General features: G+C 64.5%; 6 protein-coding genes. 2 read left to right on the forward strand and 4 right to left on the reverse strand.

All coding sequences use genetic code 11. The features are described from left to right. Positions 1-108: 108 nt before the first annotated feature. The 4 genes from ACQRCJ_RS08800 to ACQRCJ_RS08815 are packed head-to-tail and all read right to left on the reverse strand — an operon-like array spanning position 109 to position 8,274. Positions 109-3,099 carry a PD-(D/E)XK nuclease family protein gene (locus ACQRCJ_RS08800; protein WP_427799647.1) on the reverse strand — a complete coding sequence of 997 codons (2,991 nt, stop codon included), beginning with the start codon at positions 3,097-3,099 and terminating at the stop codon, positions 109-111. After that, complete coding sequence (locus ACQRCJ_RS08805) at positions 3,096-6,386, reverse strand: UvrD-helicase domain-containing protein (RefSeq protein WP_427799648.1); 3,291 nt, start codon at positions 6,384-6,386, stop codon at positions 3,096-3,098. Before ACQRCJ_RS08805 ends, ACQRCJ_RS08800 begins: the two co-directional genes overlap by 4 nt. Beyond that, positions 6,379-7,698 (reverse strand): ATP-dependent 6-phosphofructokinase, encoded by a 1,320-nt coding sequence (locus ACQRCJ_RS08810; RefSeq protein WP_168935748.1) that lies wholly within the window; start codon positions 7,696-7,698, stop codon positions 6,379-6,381. The genes ACQRCJ_RS08805 and ACQRCJ_RS08810 overlap by 8 nt, the downstream gene beginning before the upstream one ends. A 27-nt stretch (positions 7,699-7,725) precedes the next feature. Further along, positions 7,726-8,274: an HDIG domain-containing metalloprotein gene (locus ACQRCJ_RS08815; RefSeq protein ID WP_168935747.1), complete on the reverse strand. Its 549-nt coding sequence runs from the start codon at positions 8,272-8,274 to the stop codon at positions 7,726-7,728. A 299-nt stretch (positions 8,275-8,573) separates the two neighbouring features. Between ACQRCJ_RS08815 and ACQRCJ_RS08820 the strand changes: the two genes are divergently transcribed. Beyond that, the gene (locus ACQRCJ_RS08820) at positions 8,574-9,656 is read left to right on the forward strand and encodes a PSP1 domain-containing protein (RefSeq protein WP_427799649.1); all 1,083 of its coding nucleotides are present in this window, start codon (positions 8,574-8,576) and stop codon (positions 9,654-9,656) included. Between the two features lie 12 nt (positions 9,657-9,668). Continuing rightward, a partial coding sequence (gene metG / locus ACQRCJ_RS08825) for a methionine--tRNA ligase (RefSeq protein ID WP_427799650.1) occupies positions 9,669-11,627 on the forward strand: 1,959 nt, incomplete at its 3' end.

Consider the following 11,627-nt stretch of genomic DNA (forward strand, 5'->3'; position numbering starts at 1 on the left):
AACCTCCAACATGGCGCTATAAGGTAAAGCCCTCGAGGGGCGGTATTGAAATCAATTTTCGGAAAGCATTACCAGAAAAACCTTATTTTCACAAGGCCGCTGTCTCTGTCAGGCATGGCAAAGTGCCTGATAGTCGCACCAGCGGCAACCTTCGCCCGGACGGCCGGTGAAATCAGGGCCGTGCTCCATATGCCAGAGCAGCAGGGAAAGGACGTCAAAGCATTGACGGATGCGTTCGCCATTGTCCAGATCCAGCCTGGGCCCGAACAGCCAGTATTCCCGCCCCTTGTCGCGCAGTTCCACCAGGGCGGCGTCGTGCAGATCCTTGAAACCGGCGGCGTGCAGCATGCACAGGTAGGCGGGCAGCTGGATCATGCGCAGCTTCTCGGCCAGCTGGTCGAAAGCCCCGGCGGCCAGCCGGCGGCGTTCCTCAAGAGGGATCCCTGCGTCCCGGACCTGCGCCATGTGGACGAACAGGGCTTCGTCATCCCATAAGGCACCGGCAGGACTGTTGATGGTACCGGTCTTGTAATCCACGATGCAGAGGCCGTCCTCACGCCTGTCCAGTCTGTCCAGGCGTCCCTTGAAGGTATATTCCCGGCCGTTGCAGCTGATGACCTGGGTCAGGGGATATTCCAGTTCCAGGATGGTGGCTTCCGGCTGATTGCAAAGATATTCCTCCAGACGGCGCGGGGCCGCCATGGAGAACATCATCAGGCTGTCGGGCGGCAGCTGGGTCCGCAGGTCGTGTCTTTCCATCTGGCGCTGCAGTTCGGCACGCATGACGGCCATGTCGAAGGTCCCCGCATCCACCAGCTTGCCGCGATACGGACGGTAGAGCTGCTGCAGCACATCGTGCAGCACGGAGCCCACTTCTGCCGGATCGTCTCTCTCGTTGACCTCCTGGACGGGCCGGAAGCGGCACAGATGTTTCCAGACGAAGGACAGCGGGCAATGCAGATAGGTATCCAGGGCCGTGGGAGAGATGGGCGCGGCCAGAAAGGCCCGCATGGCATCCTGCAAGGCCTGGTTGCGCTTCAGGGACAGCTCGCGGGGCGGCATGGGGGCCACGGCACAGGTGGCCACAGCCAGCGGCGGCGTGCCCGGCTTGAGGATGGCCCCGGTGCGCTGCTCGTGCGCCCAGATGAGCTGCTCCACAAAACGGCTGCGGGCCTTCTTGCTGTCCATGAGTCCGGAACGGCCCTGGCTCTCCTGCCAGTAAAAATGCACCTCGCGGGCGCAGGCACACAGGCGGTAGAGGGTGTGGGAGGCCGCCCGTTCCCGGCGGCGGGCATCAGGCAGGCCGAGGATGCGGCGCAGGCTGTCCGGCAGCAGGGGATCCTGGCCTGGGGTACCGGGCAGGACGTCGTCGGTGGCATCGATGATGAAGATGCGGTCGAACTGGAGCAGACGGCTTTCCAGCATGCCCAGCACCTGCACACCACCCAGCGGATCGGCTTCGAAGGGGATGCGCTGCTGTTGCAGCAGCTGGCGGGCCAGACCGTGCAGAAGGCGGGAGTCCATCTCCTCGCCGGACAGGGCATTGTGCTGCAGTTCCGGCACGCAGTGGCGTACGAGCCGGTACAGGGCCTCGGCATCCAGGGGGAAGCGTTCCCAGACGGCCTGTCCGTGGCGGGTCAGGAAGTCGCTCAGGCGCAGCAGGGCGCCGGCCAGGCCGGACAGCGTGGAAACGGCGCCGAAATCCTCCAGCAGCAGGTGCAGCAGTTCTTCCAGCAGGGCGCGCTCGGGACGGGGGGCAGGGAGGGCACCGTCCGTGGCGTCCTCTCCGGCGGGAGCATCCATGCTTTCTTCGCCTTCGGCCAGGGTGGCCAGCAGATCCTCATGGGCCACCAGGCGCCTGCCGCTGCGGATGCGGCGCTCCAGACGGCGGAGCAGGGGCCGCAGGGACTGCCCCGTGCCGGGCTCTTCCCCGGGCGCGGCGGCCTGGAGCATGCCCAGATAGGGGTGGCGCAGGCAGGCCAGCAGATAGCGCCAGTAGAAAAGCCCGTCCTTGTCCCGTCCTTCATGCAGGCGGAACAGGCTGTCCAGCAGGTGGAAGAGGGGCGAACGGTCCAGCGGATAGCCCATGGAGATGTTGACTTCCTTGTCCGGCAGATGGTGCAGCACGGGCAGCAGAAGGTCGCCGTGGGTCAGGAGGATGGCCGTGGAAGCCTCCGAAGGGGCATCCAGATCCTGTTGCAGGGCCTTGAGTTGGGAGTGGAGGTCATAACCCGCGAAATAGTGCCATTTTTGCGCGTCTTCCACCGGAGAGGGCGCGTCTGCCTCCCAGGGGCGGGCCGTGGCCTGCCAGCGTTGCAGCCACTGGACGTGTTCCTGACAGGCCCAGTGCACAGGCGGCCGCTCTTCCTCACCATGCCGGGCCAGGGCCGGATCCGTGTGCAGGCAGACGCGGGCACCGGCCTGCCAGAGACTGCGGAGCAGGATGTCCTCGGTCTCGGTAAGCAGGGAAAAACCGGCCAGCAGCACGGGATGCCCGTCAGCCGGGCGCAGCAGGTCGGGGATGTCCTCCGCATGGCGGGCGGCCAGCCAGAAGTCATGGCCCGGCGTGGTCCAGCCCTTTTGGGCCAGCGCCGCCACATAGGCATCGCGGATGCGCCCCAGAGCACCCAGCAGGGCCGCGGCCGGGGGGCTCACCTCGTCGATGAAGGGCAGGTCGTCCGTGACCATGTTCTGGCCCAGCAGTTCTTCCAGCAGATTGGCCAGACGTATGCCCCAGGGCAGGAAGGCGTCCGGGGACAGTTTGCCGAAGCGTTTTTCCAGCTCGTGGTCTTCGTCGGCCAGATCGAGGACGCAGTCCCGCAGCAGGGCCACCCTGTCCAGCAGGCAGGCCGTACGCAGCGGCACGGGGCTGGCATGCATGCGCCACAGGCGCACCATGTCCGGCAGGGAAAGGACCTTGGGCAGCAGGCCGGTGGTCCCGGCAGCGGCATAGATGTCCACAAGATAGCGCCACGGACGGTTGTGGGGGACGATGATGACGGCATCACCCGGCCGTCCGTCGCTCCAGAGGTCGGTGGCCTGTTTCAGGGCAGGCAGGAAAGGCTGCTGCCAGGAAAAGATATGGAAGGGGCTGCTCATGCCTCGTCCTCACAGAAGTAGCGGGGATAGGCCCCAAGATCCGTAAACAGTTCCGAAGCGCTGTCGGGTTCCACCAGGCGGAAAGACTGCCTGTCCAGATAGATGAGCAGGCCGCGGGCCACGGTGGTGCCGCTCTGTTCCAGACAGCGCAGATAGCGTTGCACCTGCCGGACATGCTCGTCCATGACCCTGCCGCTCTTGTAGTCCACCACCAGGGTCCCCCAGGACAGGGGGACGATGAGGTCGGCACGCAAAAGGTCCCGGCGGGAACCGTCGGCGGCCAGCATGGATTGCTCCGGCACACCGCGCCGCTGCCAGAGGCCGAACTGGGGCAGACGCAACAACCAGAGCAGGCAGGATCCCATGTCGGCGGCAACGCTTTCCCTGTCGGGGGCGTCCTGTCCGTCGGCAAGGGGGATGGTGGCGAGCACTTCCCGCACGGCAGCCCTGATGTTGTCCTCGCTGAGGCCGCCCAGAGGCAGCTGCTCCAGACAGGCATGGAGCAGGGTGCCGCGATCCCGTGCGGAAAAGTGCATCCGTTCCAGCGGGTTGCGGTAGATCTTGAGCCGGGGCAACCATTGCATGGGACGCCAGTCTTCCGCCGGGTCATGCGGCACTGCCGTCTGTCCGCCGGAGAGCTGGTCGGGAGTGCTATCGGCTCCTGCGGTTTCTGCTGCCGGGGCCGTATCGTCTCTTTCTTCCTCCGTCACAGCAAGCTGGACCGGATGCAGCACGTCGTCCCCGCCTTCCAGCTGGTAGGGGACTTCGAGTCCGGCCTGCTGCCAGAGGACATCCAGGGCGTGGCTGCCGCAGCCCTTGCGCACGGTGGCGGCGCTGGTACGGAAGACGAGGAGCTCTTCCCGTGCCCGGGTAAAGGCCACATAGAACTGGTTGAGCAGTTCCATGGCCTGCCGCAACAGGGCTTCGTAGTAGACCCTGCCGCAATGCGGGCCGTTCTTGCAGACCATGCGCAGGCCGTCTTCCTCCATGAGCACCGGGTCGCTCGCCTTCAGGGTGGCATCGGTCCAGGGCAGGAGGACCACAGGGGCCTCGAGGCCCTTGGATTTGTGGACGGTCATGATGCGAACGGCGTCGATGCCCTCAGGCATGGGGACTTTTTCCTCCTCGCCCTTTTCCTGCCAGTGGGCCAGAAAGTCGGGCAGGGTGGCCAGTCCCTGGTCCTCGGCATTCTTGAGCACTTCGAGGAAGCAGCGCAGGAAAACATCGGCATCGGGATAGCGTTCGAAGACCTGCAGGCGGTCATACCATTCCATGACCGTGTCGTAGGGCGTCATGAGCCCGGCCTGATTGTGGAAAGGCGCCAGGACGGAGGCCCAGAAGCCGGGGAAGTTCCGTTGCAGATGCTGCACCAGGGGGATGCTGCCCCTGTCCACGCAGCTGTCGTGCAAAGCCTGAAGGTCGGGGACAGGCAGGGGGCCCTGCTGCACCAGACTGCCCGTGACCACGGTCCAGAGGGCCAGCTCGTCTTCCGCGTTGCACAGGAACTGCAGCAGGGCCACGCTCTGGATCACCAGAGGATGGGTGGACAGCAGCAGGCTGTTCTCCGTGACGATGGGGATGTCGGCAGCGGCCAGATCCTCGGCCACCAGTGCGGCCTGGGCATTGCTGCGCACCAGCACCATGATCTCCTGCCAGCGACGGCGCGGGGCCAGTTCCTGCCGGAGCACATGGCGCAGGCGCGCCAGTACGGCGGTGTTGAGCTCTTCGCTGCTGTCACCGTCGATGGCTTCCACGCGCACAAGGCCGCCGGGAGGTGAGCTGGGCGAAAAATCCTGGGCCGTCCCGGCATAGCCCGCGGCCACACGTTCGGCATAGCTGTCCAGCAGATCGTCCGGCGTGTCCTGCGGCATCAAGGCGGCAAGGGCCTGCCGGGCTACGGCGGCATCCTCCAGAGGCGAGAACAGGGCATTGTTGTGCGCGATGACCTGACGGCAGCTGCGCCAGTTGGCCGTGAGCGTCTCGTGGCGCACATCCGGGGCCAAAAGACGCAAGGGAGCTTCGATGCCGTCAAAAAGGGCGGCATCCCCGCCACGCCAGCCGTAGATGGCCTGCTTGACGTCGCCCACCCAGGTCAGGGAACCGCCCCGGGAAAGGGCCTCTTCCACCAGCGGGCTCAGGGCCTGCCACTGTTCGCGGCTGGTGTCCTGGAATTCGTCCAGCAGGAAATATTGCAGGCGGCTGCCCAGACGGCACAGGGCCTCGGAGACGCCAAAGCTGCCGCTGAGCACCAAGGCGGCCATCTCCGGCACCAGGACGGCGGGCAGGGTGCCTTCCTGCTGCTGGTTGGCCCGCATGGCGTGGACCAGCAACGTGGCCAGCTGGACGGCCGGGGCAAAATTGCGGGCCGAACGCAGCAGGGCATGACGACGGCTGAAATCCGGCAGCCAGGACGTCAGTGCCTCCAGTGCCGACAGCAGCTCTTCCGTACGCTTCGTTTTGGCCGTGAGGAATTTGTCGACCTCGGGCTCGGCGATGGACTTGAGCTTGAAGGCCCCTTCGTCCCGCTCCTGAAGGCGCACCAGGGCCTTGCGGCTCGTGGCATGGAGCTTGGTCTTGGCCTGCTCCTCCGCGTCGAGGACAGCCCGGATCAGGCCGCGTGTCCTGTTCCAGAGCTGCTGGTGGCGGCTTTCCAGCTCTTCCGGGCTAGCGATATCCGTGAATTCGTCGCGCAGGATGCCGTCCAGCAGGGGGCGGATGATGTTGCCCAGCTTTTCCCCCGCATTGAAGCCCTTGCTCTGCTGCACATGGACGATGGCCCAGTAAAGGTCGCGCAGCAGTTTTTCCATCTTCTCGTTGCCCTGGGAGGCCTGGTTGAGCAGGGTATCGAGATAGGGCGTCACGGCATCCATGCTCACGAAGGCGGGCTGGAAATCCGGGGGCAGATCCAGCTGCAGGGCGGCCGAACGCACGATAGCGTGGAGCAGGCTGTCGATGGTGCGGATGTTGAGGCTGGCCAGATCTCGCAGGATGACGTCCAGCCAGCGGGCGGCCATGTCGGGCGTCAGGGGGATGCCTTTTTCCGGCGTGCCCAGGGCGATGGCCTTAAGGCGGCCGATGACGCGGTCGCGCATCTCGCCGGCGGCGGCATTGGTGAAGGTGATGGCCAGGATCTCATCCCAGCCCGAGGGGCCGGTGCCCAGCCCGCAGGAGGCGGCAGCGGCCGGTGCCGGGGCCCCGCAGGCCGCCAGCAGACACAAAAAACGCCGGGTCAGGTCATAGGTCTTGCCTGACCCGGCAGATGCCTTGACTTGATACAGACTAGCCATGCGTCTCCTGCTGCGGCAGCATACCGGCCAGCATGCCCTGCCCCGTGGATTCCAGGGCGGCGCGCCAGAGATCGGAATAGATGTTGAGCTTGCGGCGGCGGCGCGTCACCAGCTCCAGCGGCAGATGCACGTAGCGGTCCTGGATCTTGCCCACCACCATGTCGGTGCGCCCGGCCATGGCCGCATGGACGGCGTACTGGCCCAGGAAGCCGCAGTAGACCTTGTCGTTGGCCGTGGCCGGCACGGAGCGGATGATATAGCTGGGGTCGATGTACTTGAGCGCGTGGGGGATGCCGCGGGCGTCCATATAACGCTTGATCTCGGAGCGCAACAGGTCGGCCACGTCGCCCAGCAGCAGGTTGCCCGAGGCGTCGGTGGCGCCGGAACGGTCCAGCAGATGCTGGCCGGCGCCTTCGGCCGCCACGATGACGGCGTGATGGCGGCTTTTCAGGCGTTCTTCCAGCGCGGGCAGCAGGCCGCCTTCCCCTTCGAGGGTGAAGGGCGCTTCCGGCACCAGAACAAAGTTCACTTCCTTCATGGCCAGCGTGGCCTGGGCGGCGATGAAGCCCGATTCCCGGCCCATGAGCTTGACCAGGCCGATGCCGTTGGGCATGCCCCGGGCCTCGGTGTGGGCGCATTCGATGGCCTCGGTGGCCTTGTAGACGGCGGTCTCGAAGCCGAAGGACTGGGGGATGAAGTTGATGTCGTTGTCGATGGTCTTGGGGATGCCGATGACGGCGATCTTGAGGTTGCGCGCCTGTACCTCGCGGCTGATGCTCAGGGCGGCCTTCATGCTGCCGTCACCGCCGATGACGAACAGGATGCTGACGTTGGAGCGTTCCAGGCTGTCCACGATCTCTTCCGCGGACTGGGGACCGCGCGACGAGCCCAGGATGGTGCCGCCGAAGCGGTGGATGTCGGCCACGCGTTCGGGCGTCAGTTCCATGGGCTGATGCCCGCAGGCCGGGATGAAGCCTTCCAGCCCGTAGCGGATGCCCATGATGGAGGGCACATGGTAGGCGTGGTGCGCCTCCATGACGATGGCGCGGATGACGTCATTGAGCCCCGGGCAAAGGCCACCGCAGGTCACGATGGCGCATTTTGCCCGGCTGGGATCGAAGTAAAGTTTTTTCCGGGGGCCGGCAGCCTCGAAATCCAGGCGTACGGGTTCGGTGAACTCGTCGCAGAGTTCCCTGTCCACCTGTATGGGCAGGCGCACGTCATCCACCCAGGTACGGTAGGGCAGCCTGGACGTGAGTTTGGGGGTGCCGAGAGTACGGATGCTGGTATCGATGGCGCCGGTTTTGGTCATGCTTCACCTCGTGGTGGGATGCTCGGTTCAGGCAGGCTGCGAAAAGCAGTCGCGCATGGCGGCGATGGAAAGGGCCAGGAAGGCATCCAGCGGCAGGCCCGCCTGTTCGCACTGGCGGATGTTGTCGCGGCAGACGCTGGCGGCAAAGGCCTTGTCCTTCATCTTTTTCTTGATGCTCTTGACTTCCATGCCTTCATAGCCCGTGGGACGCATCAGGGCGGCGGCGCTGATAAGGCCGGTGATGGTCTCGCCGCAGCGCAGGGCGAAGTCGAAACGGGTCTGGGGCGCACAGCCGGTCATCTCGCCGTTGTGGGCGCGGATGGCGGTCAGGGCCTCTTCGGGCAATTTGCCTTCCAGCAGGCGGGCGCCTTCCAGTCCGTGCTTTTCCGGTGTGGCTTCCGTGGCGGGATAGTCCACATCGTGCAGCAGGCCGGTCAGGCCCCACAGTTCTTCATCTTCACCAAATTCACGGGCCAGGGCCCGCATGACGGCCTCGGAAGCAATGGAGTGTTGCAGCAGGCCCGCCTGGACATGGTTCTCCGCCAGCAGGGCCAGCGCTTCGTCTCGTGAGATCATGATGGTATTCTCCTTGCCGTGATTCTAAAACAGGCAGAACTGCATAGCAAGGGAAAGCCCCGCTATCCAGGGAAGGAAGCATGACGGGGAAAAGAGGGCGAGTGATGCCGTTACGTTGAGGCTCTTCCTTATATTATGGATACTGCCGGACAGCGGCAGGGCAGGGGCTTGATGGACGGAGCAGGAAGGGAAAGACTTTTACTGGCCTGTGGCGGGCGCGGGGGCTGCCTGTTGACAGCGGCCCGGATATGCCCGATGTAAAGGGATTCAGATAATCCCCGCAACAAAGATTGGGAACTATGCCAATATACGGTTTGCGCTTTCGCGCTTTGGGACAGACCCTGTACCATACGGGCCCTGCCGATCTGGCCGTGGGCGATCATGTGCTGATCGCGGCCGATCAGGGGCAGGCCCTGGCGCAGGTGGTCTCCGGTCCCTATGATTATGTGGCCGGTGTGGAGCCGGAGAGCCTGACGCCCATTGAGCGCCGGGCCACGGAAGAAGACCTGGCCGAGGGCCGTACCAACGAGAAACTGGCCCGCGAGGCCACGGAGTTCTGCCGCCAGTGCATCCGTGACCGCCGCCTGGACATGAAGCTCGTGGACGTTGAGGTCTTTTTTGACCGCAGCAAGCTCATTTTCTATTTCACGGCGCCGGCCCGCATCGACTTTCGCGAGCTGGTCAAGGATCTGGTGCGCGAATACCGCGCCCGCATCGAACTGCGCCAGATAGGGGTGCGCCACGAGACCCAGATGGTGGGGGCCGTGGGCAACTGCGGCATGGTCTGCTGCTGCCGCCGGTACCTGCGCAAGTTCGCTCCCGTGACCATCCGCATGGCCAAGGAGCAGAACCTGTTCCTCAACCCTGCCAAGATCTCGGGCATCTGCGGCCGCCTGCTCTGCTGCCTTTCCTACGAGCAGGAGAACTACGACCGCTTCCACCACAATTGCCCGCGTCTGGGCAAGAAATACCAGACCACGCAGGGCACCATGAAGGTGCTGCGGGCCAACATGTTCCGCAATTCGCTGTCCGTGCTCAACGAGAACAACGAAGAACAGGAACTGACGCTGGAAGAATGGCAGGCCTTGGATCCGCATCGTCCCGAGCCCCATCCCGACAATGCCCAGCCCAAACAGGCGCAGCAGCCCCAGAAGGCGGCACAGGGGGATGGCCTGCTGGTGGTCTCCGTCACACCGGAGAACGTGGACGATCCCAACCTGTTCGCCGATGTGCTGCCGCCCGACGCGCCCCTGACCGCCGGGCCGGAAGTCCAGCCGCAGCAGGCCCAGCCGCAGGCCGAGGCCGCCCCCGCAGAGAACAGCAAAAGTCGCCGCCGCCGTCGCCGCAAGTCGCAGCAACGGCAGGACGGCGCCGCCGAATAAACGGAGTCAGACGTGAAGAACTTTTATATCACCACCCCCATTTACTATGTGAATGCCAAGCCCCATCTGGGACATGCCTATACCACCATCGTGGCCGACTCCCTGTCGCGCTTCCACAAGACCCTGGGCGACAACACCATGTTCCTGACCGGTACGGACGAACACGGTGACAAGATCGTCAAGGCCGCCGAAAAGCAGGGCGTCTCCCCCAAGGAATTCGTGGACGGCATCAGCGGCCTGTTCCAGCACCTGTGGCCGCATCTGGGCATCGAGAACGACGCCTTCGTGCGTACCACCGACGAAGACCACAAGGCCCGCGTGCAGCGCTTCCTGCAGCAGGTCTATGATGCCGGCGACATCTATTTCGGCGAGTTTGGCGGCCACTACTGCTACGGCTGCGAACGCTTCTATACGGAAAAGGAGCTGGAGAACGGCCTGTGCCCCCAGCATCTGACCAAGCCTGAATTCATCAGCGAGAAGAACTACTTCTTCCGCATGTCCAAGTACCTGCCCTGGCTGCGGGAATACATCGAGAGCCATCCCGACTTCATCCGCCCCGAGCGCTACCGCAACGAAGTGCTGTCCATGCTGGAATCGGGCGCGCTGGAAGACCTGTGCATCTCCCGTCCCAAGTCCCGCCTGACCTGGGGCATCGAACTGCCCTTCGACAAGGATTACGTCTGCTATGTGTGGTTCGACGCCCTGCTGAACTACATCAGCGCCCTGGGCTGGCCCGACGGTGAAAAGTACAAGACCTTCTGGCCCGGCGAACATCTGGTGGCCAAGGACATCCTCAAACCCCATGCCGTGTTCTGGCCCACCATGCTCAAGGCCGCGGGCCTGCCCGTGTACCAGCACCTGAACGTGCACGGCTACTGGCTGGTGCGCGATACCAAAATGTCCAAATCCCTGGGCAACGTGGTGGAACCGCTGGAGATGCGCCAGAAGTACGGTCTGGACGCCTTCCGTTATTTCCTGCTGCGCGAGATGCATTTCGGTTCCGATGCCTCCTTCAGTGAAGAAGGCATGGTGACCCGCATCAACGCCGACCTGGCCAACGACCTAGGCAACCTGTTCAGCCGCGTGCTGTCCATGACGGCCAAGTATTTTGAGAGCAAGGTGCCCCAGCCCGGCGAATTCAGCGAAGACGACAAGGCCATCGTCGAGCTGTGCGCCACGGCCATGACCAATTACATCCAGCTGTTCGGCAACACCCAGTTCGCCCAGGGCCTGGATTCCCTGTGGGATCTGGTGCGCGCGCTCAATAAATACGTGGATTCGCAGGTGCCGTGGACCCTGTTCAAGCAGGGCGACACCACGCGTCTGGGCACGGTCATGTACGTGCTGCTGTCGGCCATGCGCAAGGTGGCCCTGTGCCTGTGGGCCGTCATGCCCGATGCCTCCCGCACCCTGCTGGAGCAGCTGGGCCAGCAGCCCGGCGAGGGCCCTGTGACCACCTCGCTGGAAGCCGAGGCCGGCAACTTTGACGGTCTGCAGCCCGGCACTGAAGTGGCGGCCAGCTCCAACCTTTTCCCGCGCATCGACGTCAAGGCCCTGCAGCAGGAAGCTCCGGCCGAAAAGGCCCCCAAGGCCAAGAAGGAAAAGAAGCAGGAAGCCCCCAAGGCCGCTCCTGCCGCCGAAGGCCAGAGCGGCGAGATCAGCTTCGACCAGTTCAAGGCCGTGGAGATGCGCGCCGGGACCGTGGTCGTGGCGGAAAAGCATCCCAATGCCGACCGCATCCTGCGTCTGGAGATCGACTTTGACGAAGGCCAGCCGCGCCAGATCCTGTCCGGCCTGGCCGACTACTACAAGCCCGAGGAGCTGGTGGGCAAGCAGGTCATCGCCGTGCTCAACCTGGCGCCGCGCAAGATCCGTGGCCTCATGTCCAACGGCATGGTGCTGACCGCGGAAAAGGACGGCAAGCTCTCCGTCCTGACGCCTGCCGCGCCTGTGCCCAACGGCAGCCAGATC

Origin of the sequence: Desulfovibrio sp. SGI.102, assembly GCF_050314315.1 — a bacterium.
Lineage (GTDB): Bacteria > Desulfobacterota > Desulfovibrionia > Desulfovibrionales > Desulfovibrionaceae > Desulfovibrio.

What these genes read in the sequence shown, in the direction of transcription:
- ACQRCJ_RS08805 (WP_427799648.1), bottom strand. Translation starts at nt 6,386, where the DNA reads ATGGCTAGTCTGTATCAAGTCAAGGCATCTGCCGGGTCAGGCAAGACC.
- ACQRCJ_RS08810 (WP_168935748.1), bottom strand. Translation starts at nt 7,698, where the DNA reads ATGACCAAAACCGGCGCCATCGATACCAGCATCCGTACTCTCGGCACC.
- ACQRCJ_RS08800 (WP_427799647.1), bottom strand. Translation starts at nt 3,099, where the DNA reads ATGAGCAGCCCCTTCCATATCTTTTCCTGGCAGCAGCCTTTCCTGCCT.
- ACQRCJ_RS08820 (WP_427799649.1), top strand. Translation starts at nt 8,574, where the DNA reads ATGCCAATATACGGTTTGCGCTTTCGCGCTTTGGGACAGACCCTGTAC.
- ACQRCJ_RS08815 (WP_168935747.1), bottom strand. Translation starts at nt 8,274, where the DNA reads ATGATCTCACGAGACGAAGCGCTGGCCCTGCTGGCGGAGAACCATGTC.